The sequence below is a fragment of the Sutcliffiella horikoshii genome, assembly GCF_044809035.1.
Classification (GTDB): Bacteria; Bacillota; Bacilli; order Bacillales; family Bacillaceae_I; genus Sutcliffiella_A; species Sutcliffiella_A horikoshii_G.
In genome coordinates this window covers 1108422-1131097 of record NZ_CP085237.1, presented here as the reverse complement: position 1 = coordinate 1131097, position 22676 = coordinate 1108422, and the positions used below count along the sequence as shown (strand labels likewise).

The window sequence follows — 22676 nt, the reverse complement described above, 5'->3', positions numbered from 1 at the left end:
ATAAGCTGCGGTGCGGGTTATTAACCTTGTATCTTCTTTGCTTTTATATTAACTTCTTCCTCATTTTCCTTCATCTTGTTTATCATGTTGTGAAAAGCACTCCATTTTGATAGCTTATCAATGGCTTCCTTTTCTGTTTTAACACCCGTAACCTTAAAGGAATTATCATTTACGGACACTTCAAAAGCAGGTTGTGCAGCACGTTGTTCTTTTCTGTTTTTCTCACGTTCCATGTGCCGATTTATTCTACGCACACTTTTCGCATCTTTTTTTAATTCTGAACCGCTTTCTGCATACTGTGCCTTTTCCATTAAATCTTGATTTTTCTTCTTCAACGTATTTTCACTCATGATAATTCCTCCCCTCATCTCTTATATAATAAATACCCTTATAATTTAAATATAAAACACATTGATTTTTCAAGATACCTATCATATAATATGATATACCGATAACCTAACGAACGGTAGGTAGTTTTAACGCCTTCCTATTTAAGGAGACTAAATATGACTTATTCAACTTCGGAGCGTATTAAAAAAACTGCACTCCAACTATTTGCACAAAAAGGATACTATGGTACTTCTCTTAATGATGTTGCTACACTTGTTGGTATCAAAAAACCCTCTTTATACGCTCATTTTAAAAATAAAGACGATTTGTATGAGACTATCCTGCAAGAACTGATGGACACTTTTATGGACCGTGTTACCATAGATTCCGCCGAGTTGGCATTACGTCCTACAAAAATACTTTTGCACCGATTTCTACTAAGCATGGTAGATTTCTGGAAAGATGAAACACTAGGTTTATTCTACAAACGAACCCTTCTCTTCCCAGAAGAAAAATTCCGGTCATCGATACATGAGCAATTCCTTCAAACAGAAATGTATACGACCGATATTTTGACAAAAATATTCAGCAAAGGACAACACAATGGCGAAATACCGCCACAACCGTTGGAACCTCTTATTGACGCGTTCTATTGCTTGATTGATGGATTGTTTGTCCAAAGGTTCCTGTATACTATTTCTGACTATGACAAGAAAGTGAATCATGCATTTGAACATTACTGGAAAGCAACCGAGACAGGAGGAGCATAGTCATGCATTGGATGTACATTTTTATAGCTGGTCTTTTGGAAATTGTTTGGGTAATAGGACTTAGATACTCTGAAGGGTTTACTGTTTTAGTGCCTAGCATCATTACCTTAATTACACTGGCAGTTAGTTTTTATTTATTTTCCAAGTCGCTTCAGTTCCTGCCCATTGGTACTGCATATGCTATCTTCACAGGATTTGGGGCCGCTGGTACTGCTGTTGTAGGAATATTATTTTTCCAAGAATCTGCAAATTTTTCTAAACTATTCTTTTTAAGCCTAATGATTATTGGGATAATTGGACTAAAAATCACTTCTGATGATACAGAAAAAACGGAAACAGAAGCACTCAAGGAGGCGAATTAAATGGCGTGGATCTTTTTAACAATCGCTGGTATTTGTGAAATCGGGGCAGTGGCTTCCTTGAAGATGGCGGAAGGCTTTAAGAAACTTCTTCCATCCATATGTTTTATCGTTATCGGGTTGTCCAGTTTCTATTTTCTCTCCCTTGCCTTAAAGGAAATTCCAATGGGCACGGCATACGCTGTCTGGACAGGAATTGGTTCGGCCGGAAGCGTACTCCTTGGTATGATTTTCTTCCAAGAGTCCAGAGATAGAATCCGTATCATTTTACTCTCATTTATCATAATCGGCGTAATCGGACTCAAAATTTCTTCATAAAAAACCGTAAAAAAGCCATTCCAGAGCAACTGTCTGGAATGGCTTTTGGTTTATATTTTTTGTTCTTTAGGTACAATAACTTCTCCGTCTTCAGATCTTGCCACTATATAAGCACACGCTGCATCACCAGTGATGTTTACAGCTGTTCTAGTCATATCAAGTAGACGGTCAATTCCTAATATCAAGGCAATCCCCTCAACCGGAAGGCCAACCTGTCCTAGAACCATGGCAAGCAGGATGAAGCCTACGCCAGGTACACCTGCCGTTCCTATACTTGCTACTACCGCTAAACCAACAACAGTTAATAGCTGTGTCAAGCTTAAGTCAATTCCGTATACCTGTGCAATAAATACCGTTGCCACACCTTGCATGATTGCCGTACCATCCATATTGATCGTGGCACCCAGCGGTTGTACGAAACTGCTAATACGCTTTGGCACGCCTAAGTTTTCTTGCGCCACATCCATTGACATTGGTAAAGTCGCATTACTACTTGATGTACTGAAAGCAACACTCATAGCCGGGATGAAGCGTTTAAAGAATGTGATTGGATTGATTTTCCCCAAGAAGAACAAGGCACTGCCGTATGTGACAAAGAAGTGAATGAATAAGGCTAAAATGACAACTAAGAAATATGCTCCCATTGCCTTAATCGCATCTAAGCCAAGGCCACCAACTGCAGAGGCAATTAAACCGAATGCCCCATAAGGAGCGGTTTTAATTACGATATTTACAAGCAGCATGACAATGTCATTCGCTTGTTCAAGCAGTGTTTTCACCTTGCCTGCTTTTTCACCTAAAGCATTGATAGCAAAACCAAGTAACACGGAGAAAGAGATGATTTGTAACATTTCCCCTTCAGCCATTGCTTTAAAAGGATTTGTCGGAATGATGTTCAAAAGTGTTTCCATAACTGGCGGAGCTTTTTCTGGTGTATCCTCTTTCGCCAATTCATCGACTAACATATTTTCAAAGTCACCAGCAAGTCCCGGTTGAATAACGGAGGCAAGCGTCAGACCGATTGTTATGGCAATACATGTTGTAATTAAGAAGAAAAGAATTGTTTTAAGGCCGATACTTCCAAGCTTTTTCGTATCCCCAAGCCCCACTACTCCAAGTGTAATGGAAATTAGTACAATAGGGACAACAAGCATCGTAATCAGATTTAAGAAGATCTTTCCGAGTGGTTGAAATAAATATGTATCCAACGGATTAAATAAAGATGGTGCATAAACGTTTAATGCAAGACCAACTAAAATACCTAAAATAAGACCAATAATTATTTTCTTTGTCAATGTCATCTTCACATTGAAATCCTCCCTTTTGTAATACTAGTATAATTTCTCTTTACAAGATCTTAAGACATTCGCTTTAAATCGACAAAAGGCGACTTTTTTCATTCTACGTGGTATTTTTATTTCTGTAAAGTGATTTATGATAGACCATTTTCTTCACACCTGTTATAATACACAATAAAAAGATCAAAAGTCGGGTTGTATTCCTTTCGAATTTTTGATATATTTAACAACTGATTTCTACTTTTGTTTACCCACTATTTTAACTTTTATAGCATTTACAAATAGAAAATTTTTCATGCAATTAATGGAGGGGTTTTAGATGAAATTACTTTGGAGGGTAATCGTTGCAATATTTGTCCTCATCGCTGCAAAAGTCGCTATGGATTCCTATCAAATAATTAAAGTTGCTGCTGGCGGAGATCACGTCAGGATAGATCCAGCCTTGTATTTTAATTTATCTTATGTGATCTTCGGTTCTATCGCACTCATGTATTTCTCCGACATCTATAAAAAATACATGGAAAAACGAAACAACCAGTTAAAATTCTAATGGAAACCAACCCAGTTTATGGGTATCGTCTACATAAAAAACCAGGACCTAGGTCCTGGTTTTTTATTTTTAAAATATAATAAAAATCAATCTACTTCTTTACCTTTTGATGCTTCTAAAATTTCAAACCACTGCTGTCTAGACAATGGTATTTCCAGTGAGGATACAGCCGATTGGACTCTTTCTATCTTACCTGATCCCACTATCGGAATGATATTGGAAGGGTGAGTCAGTAACCAGCCATATAACACTTGGTCGATAGATTCAGCACCGGTTTCTTCTTTTACTTTCTCTAATACATTTCTTACTCGTTTAACTTTGTCATCTGTACTGGTGAAAATACTTCCTCCGCCGAGAGGTGACCAGGCCATCGGAGAAATCCGATCAACTTGGCATTGTTCGATTGTCCCCTTTTCAAAATGTTCCAAGTGTGTCGCAGAAATTTCAATTTGATTGGTCACAAGCGGTTCATCTAAATAGGAATTAAGTAACTTGATTTGAGAACGAGCAAAGTTGGACACGCCGAAACGTTTTACCTTTCCTTCTCTTTTTAACTGCGTAAATGCCTCTGCCACTTCACTAGGATCCATCATTGGATCTGGTCTATGTATTAATAGAATATCAATATAATCCGTTCGGAAATTTTTCAAAGACTGTTCTACAGATTGAATGATATGCTCTTTGCTTGTATCGTAATATTTTATTTTATGCTCCGGTCTATTCGAGGATATTAACTTAATGCCGCATTTTGTCACTAATTCTATCTGCTCTCTAAGGGAAGGCTTAAGTTCCAAAGCTTGTCCGAATTGCTCTTCTACTGTGTAATTACCGTAAATGTCTGCATGATCAAAGCTAGTGACGCCAAGTTCCAAACATTTTTCTATAAAATCCACCACTTCTTGCTTGCTGTAACCCCAATCACTCAATCTCCACATGCCATGAACAATTCGGGAGAGGGATACATCTTCTGCAACTTGAATTCTTTCCATATTAACACTCCTATCAGTTCGATATTTAGAAATTATACCTCTTTTATATATTATTAGCCAAAATAATAACTTGTTTCCCATTTTCTTAACTAGTAAAAGATATACATCTTTTAGACTTTAAATTAAAATAGATATTAAATACAACTGGTTCCAAGAAAGGATATGAACATGACTCAGACGGACCGCTCGCTTATAGGACAGAAATTAATAGATTCACAGGATGAAGTAGCTGCTAGCATGCTACTAGAAATCCAGAATGCTTATCCTTCAGTACCTCAATATCGTGAAGAAGAAATAGAAGTTCAGGTCAAAGAGATTTTTCGGACGCTATTGGTATTCTTGGGAGAATATGTCCTAGATCCTAAAAATAAAGTCTTAGACCGCGCCAAAGAATGGGGAGAATCTGTAGGATTCATGTCTGTTAAAGCTGGAGGCTCACTTGAAGAGACGCTTTCCAATATGACGTTGTATAAAAAATGTCTGTGGGCATTCATTCAACGTAAAGGCGTTGAAGAAGGAATGCATATGAACCAGATTACAGATATTTTCATTTTAATAGATGAAATCTTCAATATTATCGTTTATGGTTTTAGTCATGCCTTCTCCATCGCTACTGAGCAGAAAATGTTAGAAACAAAAGCATCTTATATAAGACTGTCCATTCCAATAGTCCCACTGCAGAAAGGAATGGGAGTGCTGCCCCTTGTCGGGGAAATTGATGAGATTCGTGCAGGAATTTTGATCGAGGAAACATTAGAGAAAAGTAAAAATCTTTCTATTTCCAACCTGATCATTGATTTTTCCGGTGTGTACCGCCTGGACGAAACCGTCCTGCACACTATGGACCTACTCATCCGCTCTCTAAAGCTGATCGGCATCACCCCAATCATAACTGGCCTGCGCCCGGAACTTAGCCTACAATTCATCCACTCCGGCCTCATCCTAAGGGACATTCAAATCAGCGGATCTATTGAGCAAATATTACAGGAACAATGAAAAAACTCCTGCCGGGGTCAGACCCCGGCAGGAGTTTTCGCCTTCACGTCGAACCCTCCATAAAATGTCTTGCCATTTGTGTGTGTTTCATTTATGATAGTACTATCATTCGAATAAATACCACATATAGAATAAAAACAATGAAATGAAACTACATATAGTATTTATGCTAGTTATTCGATGAAGGTGTCTATTATAGACTTAATAGGGAATCCGGTGAAAATCCGGGACTGTCCCCGCAACTGTAAGTGCAGACAATTTTGAGAAACCACTGTATATGAATGCTTAACGGCTCTTATATGGGAAGGTTCAAAATGGGAAGAAGCACAAGTCAGGAGACCTGCCTTTACCGATTTAGTTTCTCTTTCTTCGGGAGTTGAGAAGATGAAACGATACATAGAACTTGGTAATGGCATGACAGGTGCTTTTTGGACGGTTGCTGATTCATCTCATCAACCCTTTCACAGACAGGCCACCTCCCTGCAATCCTTTCCCCTTCTATGATCGTTTGATCCACTCAGCTACTGAGTGGATTTTTTTATTTTACAAGCAACATATATAAACGAAGTGGAGAGTGGACGAAATGACCGTACATACCAAGACAGATAATAGCGAGAGTGTACCACGCATTCATGATTACCATAGACATTTAGAAACGGTTTTATCACAGTTTCCCAAACTAGAAACGGACCTTTTTATACAAAAAGCCACTAAGATCATCGATAAATTTCTCCATGATCCTAATCTACATGAACTTACAAACCAGCTAATCCTAGAAGCTCTCAGCCATGTGGACGAACTAGCACCTGACTGGACCTTTGTTGCATCAAGGCTCCTATCACAAAATCTGCAGCAGCAGGTCTGTCAAAACAGAAACATCCAAAAGCCCTACACCGATTTTTTACGATTAATTGAAAGCTTAACGGAACAAGGTATCTATCAAACTCAAATTTTAAATGCGTACACTCCTGAAGAAATCAAAGAACTGGAAACTGTCATCAACCCGGAAAAAGATCATCTGTTCACCTATATTGGTCTTAAAACGTTAACAGACCGCTATTTAACACGCGATCATGGCAAACGTTTGATGGAGTTGCCTCAAGAACGGTTCATGATTATTGCCATGATACTTATGCAAAAGGAAGAACACAACCGGATTCTTTACGTGAAAGAAGCTTATTGGGCATTAAGTAATTTGTATATGACCGTTGCCACCCCGACATTTGCTAATGCTGGAAAAACATACGGACAACTGTCCAGCTGCTTCATTGATACAGTGGATGACAGCCTGCAAGGAATATTTGACAGCAATACAGACATTGCAAACCTCTCAAAATCCGGCGGAGGCCTTGGCGTATATCTCGGAAAGATTCGCAGTCGTGGCAGTGATATCCGTGGATTTAAAGGGGTCTCAAGCGGGGTGATTCCGTGGATGAAGCAACTGAACAATACAGCAGTAAGTGTCGACCAGCTCGGACAGCGAAAAGGAGCCATTTCAGTCTATTTGGATGTTTGGCATAAAGATATTTTTTCTTTTCTCGACAGCAAGCTGAACAACGGGGATGAACGCATGCGTACACATGACCTCTTCAATGGAGTATGTATACCGGATATTTTCATGGAGCAGGTGGAAAACAGAGGAGACTGGTATTTATTCGACCCTCATGAAGTCAGACAAACTATGGGCTATTCATTGGAAGATCATTTTGATGAAAAGATAGGTTCGGGCAGCTTCCGTGATAAATATAAAGAATGCGTCCGTCATCCTGATCTCCCAAAAGAAAAAGTTCCGGCGATAGAAATTATGAAAGCAATCATGAGAGGTCAGTTAGAAACCGGCAGCCCTTTTATGTTTTATCGTGATGAGGTAAATAGGATGAACCCCAATCATCATAAAGGGATGATCTATTGCACCAATTTATGTACAGAAATTACACAAAATCAAAGTTCCACCTTGACGAAAACGCAATATGTAAAGGACGGCAGTATCATAACTGTTAAAACGCCAGGCGACTTCGTAGTATGTAATCTATCCTCCATCAACCTTGCTCGTACTATAAAAGAGGGACAATTGGAGCGCCTTATTCCCATACAGGTTCGGATGCTTGATAATGTAATAGATTTAAATGAAATACCAGTACTGCAAGCCAGGATTACCAATGAAAAATATCGTGCCGTCGGGTTGGGGACATTCGGTTGGCACCACTTACTCGCATTAGAAGGAATAAAATGGGAGTCAGATGAAGCCGTCCACTATGCAGATGAATTGTATGAAAGGATTGCGTATTACACGATCCAAGCTAGTTCCACTCTAGCTAAAGAGAAAGGATCCTATCCAGCTTTTGAAGGCTCTGATTGGCAGACGGGTGAATATTTTCATAAAAGAAATTACGGGACAGGATCTACTTTGGATTGGCATACACTTCAAAACCAAGTTGCCAATCACGGTATTCGAAACGGTTATCTGCTGGCAGTTGCACCAAATGCGACTACATCAATCATTGCCGGCAGCACGGCAAGCATCGACCCGGTCTTTCTCAAGATATATTCGGAAGAAAAGAAGGATTACAAAATACCGGTAACCGCACCTGATTTGAATCCGGAAACAACCTGGTTCTATAAATCTGCCTATCATATTAACCAGCATTGGAGCATCGCCCAAAATGCGGCTAGACAAAAGCACATCGATCAGGCCATTTCCTTCAATCTTTATGTTACCAATACCGTCAAGGCAAAAGCGCTACTTGAACTGCATCTTGACGCATGGAAACAAAGGTTGAAAACAACCTACTATGTCCGGTCGACATCCACTGAGTTAGAAGAATGTGATTCATGTTCCAGTTAAGCAAATCTTTCATTAATAAACAAATCCAGCAAAAGAAGGAGGCAAACAAATGAATACTTTCCTGAAAACACGCACCTTAATGGATGTGGATGCACCCAATAGATCCACCAAAATCATAAATGGAAATAGCTCCAATGTACTTAATTGGGACGATGTCGCCTTTTCATGGGCTTATCCTAAATATAAAAAAATGCTTGCCAACTTTTGGTCTCCTTTTGAAATAAATATGTCTCAGGATATCAAGCAGTTTCCTCACCTCTCCGCACATGAACAGGATGCCTTTTTGAAGATAATTGGACTTCTTGCACTACTTGACAGTATTCAAACTGATTATGCGGGAAAAGTGGCAGACTATCTGACCGATTCGAGCTTAAACGCACTAATGATCATGCTAGCCCAGCAAGAAGTGATTCATAATCATTCTTACTCCTATGTTCTATCAAGTCTTGTGCCGCGTAAAAAGCAAGAAGAAGTTTTTGAATACTGGAGAACAGAACCAATCCTCAGAAAAAGAAATGATTTTATAGCAGATGGATACAAAGCATTTGCAGAAAACCCGTCTGTTGAAAACCTGCTGAAATCCATCGTATATGATGTACTATTAGAAGGTCTTTTCTTTTATTCGGGTTTTGCATTTTTTTATCACCTGGCAAGAAACCAAAAGATGGTCTCTTCCAGCACGATGATTAACTACATTAACAGAGACGAACAGATACATGTAGATTTGTTCGTTAAGATATTTAAGGAAATCCTATTAGAATATCCAGAACATAATACAGATGAACTGGAGCTATTTGTGGAAGAGACGATACAACAAGCAGCAGCACTAGAAATAGATTGGGCAAGACATATAATCGGAGATCAATTTACTGGAATCGAACTGGACGATGTGGAAGCTTACATCAAGTTTTATGCCAACGTAAGAGCCCATCAACTTGGTTTCAAGCGTCCGTTTGAAGGCTATCGTACAAATCCTTTAAAATGGATAAAAGCATACGAAGACGTAGACCTCGGAAAATCCGACTTCTTCGAGCAAAAATCCAGGCAATACACAAAAGTAAATGTAGTCGACAACGGATTTGACGAGTTATAAAGAATAATAATAACTATTGGTGAATGAAATACCTTAGTTGATTGGAGTGGAAGGCGCGCAGACGCCCGCAGGAGGAAGGGACAGGTGAGACCCCGCAACGGAGTGAGGAGGCTCACGGACCGCCCGCAGGCAAGCGAAGCGCCTGGAACGGAAATCAACAGGATTATATACATTCTGATTTTCATAAGAAAGGCAGTGTACCTTTTAGGTATGCTGCCTTACCTTGGTTAAAACAACCCAAAATATTGAAGAGCCAAAATTACAATCCCCAGAATCCACACATAAATTGCAAACATACGAAGTGAATGCTTTTTCAAATAGTTAATCATCCACTTCACAGCAATATACCCAAAGAAACAGGATGCTAAAATTCCAATAATCAATGAAAATAATGAAATATCCTCCCTGCCAACCTGTGCCACTTCAACTGTTTGCAGAAACACTGCCCCCGCAATGGCTGGTGTTGAGAGCAAGAAAGAAAAATATGCCGCTGTTTCCCTATCCAATTTACGAAACAAACCAGCAACAATGGTCAATCCAGACCTAGAAATGGCCGGGAATATCGCTACAGCTTGAAAAGAACCGATAAACAATGCGTCCTTCCAAGTAATATCCTCCATCTTTCTGGCTCCCTTTTTAATGGAGTCCGCAAACCAAAGAAAGGCACCTGTAATGAGAAACTCCCAGCCAATCGTAACGCCTGTTTTGGAGATTTCCTCAAAATAGTCTTTAAATGCAAGTCCAATGATCACTGCTGGAATGGTCCCTATAACCAACAGAAAAGATAATTTATGAAATGGATTGCGAATAATTTTAATGAATTCTTCTCGGTAAAAATATAGCACCGCTATCAAAGTACCAAAGTGAAGCATGGTATCCAGTAACAACCCCGCTTCCTGCAAACCAAAAAGATTCCTTCCCAAATATAAGTGACCCGTGCTTGAAATAGGCAAAAATTCTGTTAAGCCTTGGATAATCCCCAACAGGAATGCTTCAATCTTGGACATGCCCTCTCCTCCTTCCTATTCCGTCCTTTTTCTGTCGAATACAAAATAAGTAATGGCACCCAATACAATCAATATCATCAGTGGAATGATCAGCGGTTGTGCGGCATGTTTGATTTCCCGCCAATTTTCACCTAGTTGTAGTCCGATATATAAAAACAAAATGGTCCATGGAATGACCGCTGCAACGGTATATAAAAGAAAAGGCATAAACTTCATCTTGGCTATTCCAGCGGGAATGGAAATGGCATGCCTCACCACTGGAATAAATCTAGCTGTAAAAATGACAATCGGACCATAGTTTTGAAACCACTTTTCCGAAATATCTAAATGCTTCGCCTGAATTAATATGTACTTTCCATACTTTTCAAGAAATGGTCTGCCGCCAATACTTCCTGCCCAATATAAAAAAAGCTGAGCCAACGTCCCTCCAAACACACCTGCAAGCAATGCACCCATAAAGCCGATCTCACCAATCGAAATTAAATAACCACCATATCCAAGGACGATTTCACTTGGAATCACTTCCACCATTAAACCGAGAGTAATTCCCCAAACCCCCAATGTGGTGAAAAATTCAAAAACAGATAAAAAAAATTCCTCCATATCCTCACCTCATTAGTAAGAGAGTTGTCCCTAACAATGTATGAAGGCACGTCCACGAAAAGCACTAAAATCAGAAAAGGGTTTTCACTAATTATGTCGAATAGTAAATGGTGGAGGTGCTGATAAATGAAGAAAATCTTTATTCTATCCTTATTCCTCCTTTTTCTAACAGCCTGTGGAATGCCTACACACATTCCAGATCGTTTTTCTTATATTGAAGTTGTAGAGCAAAAAGAAGATGAGTCACTGTCAGAAATTGAAGATATTGATATCATCCTTAACGACAGTGATGTGGTCATAGGGTTAGATGAGGCAACGGAGAAGTATCCAGATTACAATATTGAAAATACACCTGCTTATATAGTGTTTGAATATACAGGATACCTTACCAACGATATGATTCTGTTCACCTATGACAAGGACGAGGCTGTAACGTTATTGAAAGAAAAGATTCAAGACGAAAAAGAAAAAGTGGAATAAACAAGAAAGTCGAACATAGGCCGTTCGACTTTTAAATTAGAAAAAATGTAACCGCTTACTTACTTAATTGCTTTCTAGCGGCACTGACAAAGCATAAATTCAACATCTTTTTCATATTAATTAAAAATTGTACTTGGGAGGATATTTATGGGGGAACTTTGTCTACAATCTTCTTGCGTCGGTTATGATTTGATTTTGATTACTTTAGGCAGCGTATTAATCATATATATCGGTTATCGGTTTCTAGGACACGAAGATTAAAGTTTCTCATGATTTCACTTCTTTTGTTTCATACTACAAGAGAGGTGATTTAAATGAAGAAGTTTCTTATCCTTTTTGTGTTCTTTTTTGGAGCTTTTCCCATGATGACCTTTTCAGCACAGCCCCCTCAAATAGAAGTTTTTGATGTTACACAAGGAAAGGTAACTAAATCTATCCCTATGGAAGACAAAAACAAGGAAGAAGCGCTAAAGCTTGTAAAAAGTGCAGATTCTCTCTTTCCAAACCTTAACCCTACTCCCAAAACAGGGTTTATGGTTAAGGTAATCTTTGAACCTGCTCAAGATATTGAAACGAAAGTATTAAATCAACCGGTGACTCAAGTCATTTTTATCTTTCCAGATGCCGAAAAGCCATATATGCTAATCTTCAACGAGAAAGATCAGCCTATGTTTTACTATTTCAGTGAAGATTTTGCACCATTTTTAGAAATGCTCGGGATGCCTAACTAAAAATTGGAATAATGGGTACACTATCTTCAACTTTAACCGTTTAAGGAGGAGTTGACTTGAGAAATGTATTTATTATTCTTTTTATTGCGCTTTGCACCTTATTTTCCGCTGGGTGCGGAACAGATAGCGAAGGGGGGCAAGCAAAGGTAAAAGAACCCGCTCCGTTATTACCAACTTCAGGAGATTATTCCTTCCGTCGCTATATCGAGGAAAAAGGACATACAGACTACAGAGTACAATATAGCCAGGTTCCTGACAGCAAAATCGTGGAAGTAAGAACCATAGTGGACCTGGAGGCTGCTGAATCTTCCTCTGAAATTTCAGAAACAAGTAATTTCTATGAAGAAACGAAAGATGGGATCTACGGATATATTGTATTCTCTGAAGAATTTCCTTCCGATTGGAATGCTGAAGATATAAAGAAGTTTCCAAAAACAAAAATAATAGCCTATCCATTGGAAGCGAGCAATACTTGGACAGAGAAAATCGAGGATTTTGATCTTGAGATTACCTATCATATTCGAACAGTTGACGAGGAGATTAAGACTCCTGCAAAGACATTCAAAGATTGCATCATTATTGATTTTGAAGAAAAGGACAAAGATGGGAATATTTTGCGCAAAGGAAACTCTGCCTTTGCACCGCATATAGGATGGGTCCGCCATGAGATTGAAGAAGAGGTATTAAAAGACGTTCATAAGCTAATAAAGATAAATGAAAGATAGGATGTTTTATCTTTCATTTTTATCTTTTAGTAACTCAAGATACGGAACCTTTTCCATGGACGTATCGTCCTATTGGTAGAAACTTCGTTTTGCGAAGATTTTACATAACTGTAATGATGATTTTACCAATTTTATTGTATAATTACACACATACATATCTCTAATCGTGGGTATAAAGATACCGGATACTAAATATTATGTTATACTTCTATAGTTAAGGAGGAGATGTACCGTTGAGTCTGAGTAAAATTGTTTTTGTGATAAGTATTATGGCAAGCTTTCTTATGCTTGTGGCATCCGTTATTGCATTTGTCATTCAAGACATGGGATATTTTTGGATGATGTTCATACTCATGGTGGTCAGTATCCTTCAAAACATCTCCGTTTATAAACATATTTCCACAACTGATGAACTTATAAAAAGTTAGACCGCTTTCAGTAAAAGAACCAGCTTGTTAGCTAGCTTTTAACTCTGTACGTATATACTTCCCTTCTTTATCATACAAATGAAACCTTTTAATGACCTTTTCATCCCCTTCCAGGAGCTCCGGGGATGAAATATGCAGAAGGAATTGATTGGAGACCACATTGCTTGAAATCTGATAAATTACTTCCTCTTTTCTTTGCACTTCAAGAACCACTTTATTAACCTCTTCTTTTTCTGGTACCAATCCATGAATATATGTATGCTCAATAGTGTCTACTTTCACAGTCTTTTCTTCAAAGCAGAAATTTTTTTCTTCTTCCATCTGATAGAAGTTAGGTTTCTCCATCCGGGTTACTTGAAAGCCATGATCGTTATTATGGTAGACGCCAAGAATCGTTTTTAACAATGAATTCTCTTTTGAATAGATCAAAAAGGAATGATGTTCTTCGTCCACGAACATCAGCTCCATCCCCTCCATATTATCTACGGCACTTGAAATGGCTCCCTTCAATGTTCGGTAAATATAGTTAGGTTTTGAATCAATTTTTGAAACTTGATCCATTTCCTTGATCTGTGAGAAATATTTTTGAGGAGGGATAGCTACCTTCACTCTCTCCCCACCGCTAACGATATCCGTTTCAATCGTCTTTATGGATGTTTGTTTATTTTCTCCAATGAAAAGTACAATAGTTCCTTTATTGGTTTCTATAATTTCAGAATAAAAGGAACGATTGAGCAATACTTTTTCAGGTTTCAATCTTCCATATACACCTTGTTGAAATAGAACGGCAACCAATTCATTTTCATTATGTTCAAAAGTAGCCACCACTTTATTGGTATATTCTATTGAATACGTTTCCAATAACAAAGGCGTTTTCTCTTGTTCTCCTAAATGTTCTTGAATAAAATCTGTGATGCCTCTTTCCGAATTGACTATCGTAAAACTGGTATATTCATAGATTGAATAACCAACGAGCACTACTAAACCTGACAATGAAATGAGCATAAGTATTCTCTTCAATCTCCTTACCTCCCGTTTCATTACTGCAAACATAAAAATAAAGAAAATATAGTTCCATAGTCCTGATTCCATTTTAAGGCAACTATTCATAGAAGGCTATTGGGAAAGTGGATTGGAATTTTGTGCAATCATTTATCATTTGAGGTGAACACTTTCATAGATTACAACTAGAAATAATGGATTTTGTAGGTTTTTTCCGAATTCATTTTGAATTATTTAGATTTTTATTCGTGTTTTTATTCAAAAAGCCTTTTCAAACTGTCTTTTTTCCTTTATAATCACCTCATAATCCAAACAATAAAATAACTAACTCGTATAATAGTGGGAATATGGCCTACAAGTCTCTACCAAGCTACCGTAAATGGCTTGACTACGAGTGATACTTTAATTTTTCCGTACTTAGGTTTAGCCTAAGTCGATTATTTGCATTCCCGGAAGTTTAAAGTGGTCACTTGTAGATCTTGTGCCACTTATGACTTTCGGGATTTTTTATTTTCAAGAGGAGGAACATACATGAAACTACTACAGCAAACGATTCTTGATAAAGGAACAGTCTTACCAAACGGTGTTCTAAAAGTTAATACATTTTTAAATCACCAGGTGGATACTGGATTGATGATTGAGATTGGTAAAGAGTTTGCAAATCGCTTTGCAGACGCCAACATCAATAAAGTGGTCACGATTGAATCTTCCGGTATTGCCCCAAGTTTTTTTGCGGCACACACGCTTAATGTTCCACTGGTTTTTGCAAGGAAGAAAAAATCTCTGACACTAAAAGACAATGTCTATACAAGTGAAGTGTTCTCCTTTACTAAACAAGAAGCAAGTGAAATCACAGTTGCAAAAGAATTTTTACAGGAAAACGATAGAGTACTAATTATTGATGATTTCCTAGCAAACGGGCAGGCGGCACAAGGTTTGATTGATGTAGTAACGCAGGCAGGTGCTACGGTTGCCGGAATTGGCATTGTAATTGAAAAAACCTTCCAGCCTGGGAGACAGATATTAGAGGATAAAGGTTATCGTGTGGAGTCCCTCGCAAGAATCCAGTCCCTTCAAAACGAAAAAATAACCTTTGTGGAAGAAGCTGTCACTGTTACAAACTAAGAAAATGGAGGTCATCCTATGAAAACAACGACTGTTAACTATCCTTGGTATAAAAAAGAAGATACGGATGCTTTTTTCGCACTTTTTCAAAATAATTTAGCAAACTTCGTTATTATTGCAGTAACCATGCTTGGTATGGGTTTTCCTGCTAGCATCGTGTTTGGTAAAGTAATCCCCGGCGCTGCGGTTGCTGTAATGGTCGGTAACCTTTATTACGCATTTATGGCCAATCGCCTGGCACAAAAAGAAGGAAGAACAAATGTCACTGCCCTCTCCTATGGGATCAGTACTCCTGTTATGTTCGTTTTCTTATTTGGTGTACTAGCTCCCGCTAACGCATTGACTGGAAATCCGGAACTTGCATGGAAAATTGCCGTTGCGGCTGCGTTTTTGAGCGGATTGATTGAAACCCTTGTAAGCTTTACCGGCAATTGGGTACGAAATCATTTGCCGCGTGCTGCTATGCTTGGAGCACTTGCAGGGGTTGCCCTTACTTTTATCGCTGGAGAAATGCTTTTTAATACTTTTTCCATCCCAGTTGTAGGGTTAGTTGCTTTAGTGATTATCATTGCTGGGGTCGTTGGGAAAATGGCAATGCCTTTTAACATCCCTTCTTCTCTGTTTGCGGTTTTGATTGGGACTGTTTTAGCTTTCACTTTAGGCTATCAATCTCCTGGCCAAATTGCTGATGGCTTGAGCAATATCGGCTTTTATCCTATCTTGCCCTCTTTGGCTGCATTTGAGGGAATGACTTATTTGTTTGGGACACTTATTGGATTATTGGCCATCATCCTTCCAATCACACTTTATAATGCCATTGAAACGATGAATAACGTTGATGCCATGTCTGCTGAAGGGGACTCTTATGATGTTCGTGAATGTCAGGCTGTGGATGGGGTGGGAACGATGATAGGAGCTGTTTTCGGTGGCCTTTTCCCTACTACGGTCTATATTGCTACAGTCGGTTCGAAATGGATGGGTGCAGGTAGAGGATATAGCATACTGAATGCAATTGTTTTCGGTATAGCTGCCATGACAGGCGTTATTGCCGCTCTTGCTGCCATCATTCCTCTTGCTGCCGTAGCCCCAATACTTGTATTTGTGGGAATATCGATGGTCGCAACAGCCTTTGGGTCCAATGACAAAAAATACTTCCCAGCAGTTGCGATTGCCATGCTGCCTTATTTCGCTAACTATGTAATGACTCGTTTCAATAACAGTGCAGGCGAAGTGGTTTCGGGTATTTCAGAAGGAATTGTCCCTCTTGGCCAGGGCGCTATGTTTACAGCAATTGTACTTGGTGCAATCACTGTCTATATCATTGATCAAGACTACCGCCGTGCTTCTTATTTTGCTTTAATTGGTGCCTTTTTATCTTTCGTCGGATTCATGCATGCACCTAAGCTTGCTTTGAACGCTGCTCCTGACTTTGCAATGGGTTATGTATTAATCGCTGTGTTCTTAGTATATTGTGCGTATCAACGTGCCTCAAGCACTGTCACAAAGGCAGAACAAAAAGTTTCCATTAAACGTCAGGTTGCCTCATAAAATATAAAAGAACAAGAACCGGGAGCTAATTCCGGTTCTTGTTCTTTTACGTGCTTCATGTATCATTTTCATTAGATTAGAAAAACTAGGATTATCCTATATTTTGAGAGCAGGCTTTTTATGTACATAAAGCAGCAATATATAGAAATCTATACTAAAAACCAGTCTTCGGTAAAGTCCCATCTAAATTTTTGGCTAGAACATGTAGTATTCTCCTGGCAATGGTGGAGTATGGTTGCGATATTTATTATTTTCTGGACAATATTCTCGAAACTTAAAAAAACAAAGCACCTTCCGAGAATCACCATTTATGGACTGCTATGGATCATAGTTGCATCCAACCTGGATGGTTTAGGCTATGAGCTTGGTCTTTGGGGATACACATACAACCTCAGTCCTTTTTTGCCTAAATCCTATGTATTTGACTATTGCCTCATCCCTATTACCTATATGCTCCTTTATCAATATTTTCAGGAAGGCAAAGGTTTTCTTTATGCCAATATTGTATTGGCTATAGGTGCTTCATTGGTAGCAGAACCTGTTGCCGAAAAGTTGGGCTTGTATATCCCTTTTCACTGGAATGAATTTATATCTGTGCCACTTTACATACTGATAGCCTATATTCTAAAGTTTATTACGGAAAAAATTTGCCGATCGATTTTAGAAAAAAACTAGGATAACCATAGCGGTTATCCTAGTTTTTAAACGGTTTCTTTTATATCCTCATTCGAACACTCTTTACCACTGTCTGCCTCATCATCCTCATGAGGTTCCGTTACTTCTTTCTTTTTCTTCAAGAACTCCTCTAAAGCAAGTTTACTCGTTCTGGAGGTAAGTATATACAAGAAATCCTTATCCCTGATTATTGTATCACCCGACGGAGTGACAAGGATCCCTGCTCTAATTATGGCATTGATAAGCGTTTTATCAGGAAATTCTAACTCAGCAAGAGTTTTCCCTACCATATCCAAATCCTCTTCCACCTGAAACTCTATAATCTCAGCATTTGCTTTTCCAATCGAAACTAGCTCTAAAGAATGAATAGGTGCTATTTTCTTAGGGCCCGTAAGATTTAGTTTTCTTGCGAGCATGGTTATCGTTGATCCTTGAACAAGAGTTGACGTCAATACAACGAAGAAGACTACATTGAAGAACAGTTGAGCATTTGGAATGCCCGCAATCATAGGGAATGTAGCAAGAACGATCGGTACTGCACCACGCAGGCCTGCCCATGATAAGAATACCTTTTCTTTCACACTGAAATCCATGCCTATTGTGGAGAGGAATACCGCTATCGGCCTAGCTACGACAATCAAAATCACCGATAATAATAAGCCTTTGAGCATGATATCCCATTGGAACAATTGTCCCGGGAACACCAATAAACCTAATATGATAAACATCAAGATTTGCATCATCCATGCAAATCCTTCATTAAATCGGAAAATGGACTGGCGATAGGTAAGTTCATTGTTACCAATTATTAAGGCTGCCACATACACTGCCAATAGCCCACTTGCCCCTATTAATGCAGCGATACTATATGTTAAGAGCGCGAATGCCATCGCAAATACAGGATATAATCCAGAGGAGTCTAGATTAATTTTATTTATGGAATAGGAAGCCAACTTTCCAAGACCTAACCCCAATAATAAACCAATTCCCATCTGCCAGAAGAAATTTCCGATAAATCCTATGTAACTAGGATTAGAGGCAGTAAGCAATTCAATAAAAGATAATGTCAAAAACACTGCCATCGGATCATTCGTACCGGATTCTGCCTCTAGGGTCGCTCCCATCCGCGCTTTAATGTTCTGACCTTTCAACACGGCAAATACTGCCGCTGCATCTGTAGACCCAACAATGGCTCCAAACAGGAAGGCTTCTAACCAGGATACATCCAAAATAAGCTTGGCAGATACGGCCACCAATGCTGAAGTCAGAATCACTCCAAACGTAGCTAATGATAAAGAAGGTTTGATAACCTTGCGCACCGTTCCCCATTTTGTTTGCAAACCACCCTCAAAAAGGATGATGACAAGTGCAAAGATACCAATTAATTGCGCATACTTTACATTATCAAAATAGATGAAACCAAGGCCATCACTACCTGCCATCATCCCAATAACAATGAACAATACCAACGCAGGAACACCTAGTCTTGCCGAGAATTTCGTGGTAATAACTCCAACAATTAGAAGAAATGCGGTAAGCAAAATAAAATAATCAACATTAAATGCTCCTTGTAACATCTTATCCCCCCTTATAAATTGACATCAATTCTTACAGGTATTTTTTCATACTTGTCTATTCCAAGATAACGGAGTGTTTCTGAAGGTGAAGTGTGGTTAAAGTGTTTTTGAAGAAGAGAAACAGCAACACCGCTTCTATATGCATGATAGCCGAAGGTTTTTCGCAAAGTATGAGTCCCCACCTTTCCAGGAACGCCTACTTCTTTCGCTGCTTTATTAATAATTCGGTAAGCCTGCTGCCTTGTAATAGGTGCATTGCACTTTTGGGATTTAAATAGGTAATCCTCTGATTCAAGGCTTCTTTTGTGAAGATACTCCGCTATGGCTTGCCTGACATGTTTATTCATATAAATAAAATGACCATTTTCCAATAGATAAAAGTCATTTACTTTTCCATCAACTGTCACACCTTCCACTTTTACATGCAGAAGTTCACTCAGTCTAAGGCCCATGTTGATTCCCATTACAAAAAACAAGTAATCTCTTAAGGAGTAGTTTTTTAAGTATTCTTTGATTTCAAGAATGAACTTGCGATCTTTTAACGCTTCAACATATTCCATAGAATTCCCACCTTAATGTTACTTAACTTCATTATAACATATATATATGTAACATTTTAAAAATATGCTCCTACAAAAAAATCACCGCTCGAAAGCGGTGATTTTCTTATAGAAATAGAATGACTAATGTCCCCACAACAAAACAATAGATGGAAAAATATTTCAAATTACCTCTCGCCATAATCCCCATGAACCATTTTAAGGAGAAATAAGAAGCGATAAGAGAAGCAATAAATGCCAAAGAATAAGGCAAAAGGATTTCATTTAAGTTATCCATTCCGATTAAATCTTTTATAGCCAACAAAATACTCCCCACACTGACAGGGATAAAAAGAAGGAAAGAAAATCTCAATGCTGTTTCTTGTTTCATTCCACGGGCCATTGCGGCAACAATCGTTGCACCAGAACGGCTTATTCCGGGGATTAATGCAACAGCCTGAGCAAACCCTATAATGACTGCGTCTTTGAATGATAGTTCCGCATCATTCTTTCTTCCTCTAAGGTTACGAATCAACCAAAGTGCAATTCCTGTCACAATCAACGTAACACCGATTACTTTAATATTTTCCAAAGCATCCGATATTACATCACCATATACCACGCCAATTACTCCGGCTGGAATTGTACCAACAATAAGATAGATAACAAACATGAAATCAGCTTTATCTTCTCTATCTTTTTTTGCCACAAATCTTAATGCACCAAAGAAGAGCCTTGTTATGGATTCACGATAAATGATAAGTATAGCAATTAAGGATGCTGCATTAACAACGATTTCAAATGTTAAACCTTCTAACTCCATACCCATAAGATTTTGCAAAATCATTACATGACCACTCGAAGATACAGGGATAGGTTCTGTAATCCCCTGAAAAATCCCCAAGAAAATATACTTCAATAAAACCAAAATTTCTTCCATACCAGTTAAACCTCAATTTCTTATAATAATAAACACCAAATATAAAATGTATGCTACTGCCAGAAAGGTTCCTTCGATTTTCCCAATCCGGAAATTTGTTCTTGAAAACACTAAGAGAATCACCGTTAAACCCACTAACAGTCCGATATCCACAAAAATTTTGCTGTTAACAGGAAGTGGAGTTATTAGTGAGGACGTTCCTAATACAAATAAAATATTGAAAATATTACTTCCTACGATATTACCAAGGGCGATTTCACTTTGTTTCTTGATGGCTGCCATTATAGATGTAACAAGTTCTGGCAAGGAGGTTCCAATCGCTACAATAGTCAATCCGACAAGTGTTTCACTCATACCCAATGATACAGCAATCTCCGTACTATTTCTTACTACTAATTCTCCACCAAATATGATGGCAGCAAGTCCAATTATTGCACGAAAAATATTCTTCCCCCAGGTTGCTTTCTCTGACGTTTCTTCCACAGGGATCTTATCACGATTATTTCTTGCAACTTCAAAAATATAATACATAAACACAGCGAAAATCAATAAAAATATTAATCCATCGCTTCTGGTAAGTAGGTTTTCTGAGAAACCTTGCAGTGCAATATCACTGATCAACACAAGCAGTACAGCACTTCCTAGTAAGGTGAAAGGTATCTCCTTTCTGATTGTCTCGCTTTCCACCTTCAATGGATTCAGTAAAGCAGTTAGTCCGACGACAAGGGTAATATTAAAGATATTACTACCAATAACATTTCCCAGTGAAACTTCTGCACTTCCATCTAAGGCTGCCAGAATACTTACTGTCGCTTCCGGTGAACTTGTTCCAAATGCTACAATGGTCAATCCAATCAACAACGGGGAGATACGGAGGATTTTGGCAATGCTAGAAGCACCATCTACAAACCAATCCGCTCCTTTGATTAACAATGCAAATCCGACAACCAATAATAAATAGGTCATAATCTAATGTTCCCTTCTTGGAAAATAAAAGATATAAATACTATTCCACTTTACCTGACTGCTCTATTAATTGATGATACCAATCTTTTGTTTGTTGTGCATCTTTTGAGTTAATGAAAATGTTATCATCCTTTGTTTTTATATACAAATAAGGAGAATGCCCTTTATAAATAAACAGCAGGCTGCTTCCGTAACCTTTGACCTTAAAATGCCCTTTAGAGAGTGATTGCATTCCATACCCGTTTGTGCGGATCAGTACATCCGGCATTTCCTCCAACAATTCAACTTGTGTGATGTTTTCATAGTCCCACTGATCTCCGTAAACACCACTTATCACAAAAGTATCCTCTTTCACCGCTAATTCAGCTTCTTGAAAGCCTAAGAAGAAAATGACAAATAAAAAACCGAATGTGACGACGGCAACGGATGTACTTATGATGTAGCTTTTTTTTCGTTTTTTTGGTATCTCATATTTGGAAAGGTAAATGAATCCGCCCAACAACAGGACAACCATAGCCCCTATTTGCACTTCCATCGCATATGGGAATGGAGTAAACAATAACGGAAGCAATACCAGTAAGGCCAATGCTGTTCCGATGAGTAACTTTCCTGTTCTTTGTGGATACCCGTTTTGAATCAACTCTTCTTGTTCTTCTTTTGGGCGGGATCGAAAGCTTGATATAAGCCCATATGCCTCCTTTTTAACTATACCCCACCCAATTAATAAGAAAATCAGTACCACCATGAGTTGTATAAAAAATAATAACCACATATACATCCTC

General features: G+C 38.5%; 25 protein-coding genes and 2 riboswitches. Of the genes, 14 read left to right on the top strand and 11 right to left on the bottom strand.

Features of this window, described 5'->3' with window-relative positions:
• Positions 1-20 precede the first annotated feature (20 nt).
• Positions 21-350 (bottom strand): hypothetical protein, encoded by a 330-nt coding sequence (locus LG307_RS06045; protein WP_404449006.1) that lies wholly within the window; start codon positions 348-350, stop codon positions 21-23.
• A gap of 156 nt (positions 351-506) precedes the next feature.
• Here LG307_RS06045 and LG307_RS06040 point away from each other — a divergent pair, with 156 nt between their 5' ends.
• The 3 genes from LG307_RS06040 to LG307_RS06030 are packed head-to-tail and all read left to right on the top strand — an operon-like array spanning position 507 to position 1777.
• Positions 507-1100 (top strand): TetR/AcrR family transcriptional regulator, encoded by a 594-nt coding sequence (locus tag LG307_RS06040; protein ID WP_404449005.1) that lies wholly within the window; start codon positions 507-509, stop codon positions 1098-1100.
• A gap of 2 nt (positions 1101-1102) precedes the next feature.
• On the top strand, positions 1103-1462 hold the full coding sequence (locus tag LG307_RS06035; protein ID WP_404449004.1) for a DMT family transporter: 360 nt from the start codon (positions 1103-1105) through the stop codon (positions 1460-1462).
• A complete protein-coding gene (locus LG307_RS06030; protein ID WP_404449002.1) occupies positions 1463-1777 on the top strand; it encodes a DMT family transporter in 315 nt (104 codons plus the stop codon).
• A 50-nt stretch (positions 1778-1827) separates the two neighbouring features.
• Here the strand turns inward: LG307_RS06030 and LG307_RS06025 are convergent, their stop codons facing one another.
• Positions 1828-3078 carry a dicarboxylate/amino acid:cation symporter gene (locus LG307_RS06025; protein WP_404450389.1) on the bottom strand — a complete coding sequence of 417 codons (1251 nt, stop codon included), beginning with the start codon at positions 3076-3078 and terminating at the stop codon, positions 1828-1830.
• Positions 3079-3394: 316 nt separating this feature from the next.
• Between LG307_RS06025 and LG307_RS06020 the strand changes: the two genes are divergently transcribed.
• Entirely contained in the window at positions 3395-3625 is a 231-nt protein-coding gene (locus LG307_RS06020; RefSeq protein WP_404449000.1) for a hypothetical protein, read from the top strand.
• 86 nt (positions 3626-3711) lie between these two features.
• On the opposite strand, the gene LG307_RS06015 is transcribed toward LG307_RS06020, so the two are convergent.
• Positions 3712-4614: an aldo/keto reductase family oxidoreductase gene (locus LG307_RS06015; RefSeq protein ID WP_404448998.1), complete on the bottom strand. Its 903-nt coding sequence runs from the start codon at positions 4612-4614 to the stop codon at positions 3712-3714.
• 168 nt (positions 4615-4782) lie between these two features.
• Here LG307_RS06015 and LG307_RS06010 point away from each other — a divergent pair, with 168 nt between their 5' ends.
• From LG307_RS06010 to LG307_RS06000, 3 genes are all read left to right on the top strand, one after another.
• A complete protein-coding gene (locus LG307_RS06010; RefSeq protein WP_404448997.1) occupies positions 4783-5610 on the top strand; it encodes an STAS domain-containing protein in 828 nt (275 codons plus the stop codon).
• 167 nt (positions 5611-5777) lie between these two features.
• Positions 5778-5973: riboswitch (cobalamin riboswitch) on the top strand.
• 220 nt (positions 5974-6193) lie between these two features.
• The gene (locus LG307_RS06005) at positions 6194-8455 is read left to right on the top strand and encodes a ribonucleoside-diphosphate reductase subunit alpha (protein WP_404448995.1); all 2262 of its coding nucleotides are present in this window, start codon (positions 6194-6196) and stop codon (positions 8453-8455) included.
• Positions 8456-8504: 49 nt separating this feature from the next.
• Positions 8505-9548 carry a ribonucleotide-diphosphate reductase subunit beta gene (locus tag LG307_RS06000; RefSeq protein ID WP_404448993.1) on the top strand — a complete coding sequence of 348 codons (1044 nt, stop codon included), beginning with the start codon at positions 8505-8507 and terminating at the stop codon, positions 9546-9548.
• 227 nt (positions 9549-9775) lie between these two features.
• On the opposite strand, the gene LG307_RS05995 is transcribed toward LG307_RS06000, so the two are convergent.
• Together LG307_RS05995 and LG307_RS05990 are read right to left on the bottom strand one after the other, a co-directional pair.
• The gene (locus tag LG307_RS05995) at positions 9776-10555 is read right to left on the bottom strand and encodes an undecaprenyl-diphosphate phosphatase (RefSeq protein WP_404448991.1); all 780 of its coding nucleotides are present in this window, start codon (positions 10553-10555) and stop codon (positions 9776-9778) included.
• Positions 10556-10570: 15 nt separating this feature from the next.
• The gene (locus tag LG307_RS05990; protein ID WP_404448989.1) at positions 10571-11158 is read right to left on the bottom strand and encodes a DedA family protein; all 588 of its coding nucleotides are present in this window, start codon (positions 11156-11158) and stop codon (positions 10571-10573) included.
• Between the two features lie 126 nt (positions 11159-11284).
• Between LG307_RS05990 and LG307_RS05985 the strand changes: the two genes are divergently transcribed.
• From LG307_RS05985 to LG307_RS05970, 4 genes are all read left to right on the top strand, one after another.
• A complete protein-coding gene (locus tag LG307_RS05985; RefSeq protein ID WP_404448987.1) occupies positions 11285-11638 on the top strand; it encodes a hypothetical protein in 354 nt (117 codons plus the stop codon).
• 314 nt (positions 11639-11952) lie between these two features.
• Positions 11953-12369 (top strand): hypothetical protein, encoded by a 417-nt coding sequence (locus LG307_RS05980; RefSeq protein WP_404448985.1) that lies wholly within the window; start codon positions 11953-11955, stop codon positions 12367-12369.
• Positions 12370-12425: 56 nt separating this feature from the next.
• Entirely contained in the window at positions 12426-13094 is a 669-nt protein-coding gene (locus LG307_RS05975; protein ID WP_404448983.1) for a hypothetical protein, read from the top strand.
• 233 nt (positions 13095-13327) lie between these two features.
• Positions 13328-13522, top strand: a complete 195-nt coding sequence (locus tag LG307_RS05970) for a hypothetical protein (protein ID WP_404448982.1) — start codon at positions 13328-13330, stop codon at positions 13520-13522.
• Between the two features lie 27 nt (positions 13523-13549).
• Here the strand turns inward: LG307_RS05970 and LG307_RS05965 are convergent, their stop codons facing one another.
• Positions 13550-14542: a hypothetical protein gene (locus tag LG307_RS05965; protein ID WP_404448980.1), complete on the bottom strand. Its 993-nt coding sequence runs from the start codon at positions 14540-14542 to the stop codon at positions 13550-13552.
• Positions 14543-14833: 291 nt separating this feature from the next.
• Positions 14834-14935: riboswitch (purine riboswitch) on the top strand.
• 120 nt (positions 14936-15055) lie between these two features.
• On the opposite strand from LG307_RS05965, the gene LG307_RS05960 reads away from it, so the two are divergent.
• From LG307_RS05960 to LG307_RS05950, 3 genes are all read left to right on the top strand, one after another.
• Entirely contained in the window at positions 15056-15649 is a 594-nt protein-coding gene (locus tag LG307_RS05960; protein WP_404448977.1) for a xanthine phosphoribosyltransferase, read from the top strand.
• 18 nt (positions 15650-15667) lie between these two features.
• A complete protein-coding gene (locus LG307_RS05955; protein ID WP_404448975.1) occupies positions 15668-17197 on the top strand; it encodes an NCS2 family permease in 1530 nt (509 codons plus the stop codon).
• 120 nt (positions 17198-17317) lie between these two features.
• Positions 17318-17872, top strand: coding sequence for a CBO0543 family protein (locus tag LG307_RS05950; protein WP_404448973.1), 555 nt, complete (start codon positions 17318-17320; stop codon positions 17870-17872).
• A gap of 26 nt (positions 17873-17898) precedes the next feature.
• Here LG307_RS05950 and LG307_RS05945 read toward each other — a convergent pair whose 3' ends face one another.
• From LG307_RS05945 to LG307_RS05925, 5 genes are all read right to left on the bottom strand, one after another.
• Positions 17899-19449, bottom strand: coding sequence for a potassium/proton antiporter (locus LG307_RS05945; protein ID WP_404448971.1), 1551 nt, complete (start codon positions 19447-19449; stop codon positions 17899-17901).
• Positions 19450-19460: 11 nt separating this feature from the next.
• On the bottom strand, positions 19461-20009 hold the full coding sequence (locus LG307_RS05940; RefSeq protein ID WP_404448969.1) for a tyrosine-type recombinase/integrase: 549 nt from the start codon (positions 20007-20009) through the stop codon (positions 19461-19463).
• Positions 20010-20115: 106 nt separating this feature from the next.
• The gene (locus tag LG307_RS05935; RefSeq protein ID WP_404448968.1) at positions 20116-20928 is read right to left on the bottom strand and encodes an undecaprenyl-diphosphate phosphatase; all 813 of its coding nucleotides are present in this window, start codon (positions 20926-20928) and stop codon (positions 20116-20118) included.
• Between the two features lie 12 nt (positions 20929-20940).
• Complete coding sequence (locus LG307_RS05930; protein WP_404448966.1) at positions 20941-21894, bottom strand: calcium/sodium antiporter; 954 nt, start codon at positions 21892-21894, stop codon at positions 20941-20943.
• A 40-nt stretch (positions 21895-21934) separates the two neighbouring features.
• On the bottom strand, positions 21935-22666 hold the full coding sequence (locus tag LG307_RS05925) for a DUF3784 domain-containing protein (RefSeq protein ID WP_404448964.1): 732 nt from the start codon (positions 22664-22666) through the stop codon (positions 21935-21937).
• Positions 22667-22676 lie beyond the last annotated feature (10 nt).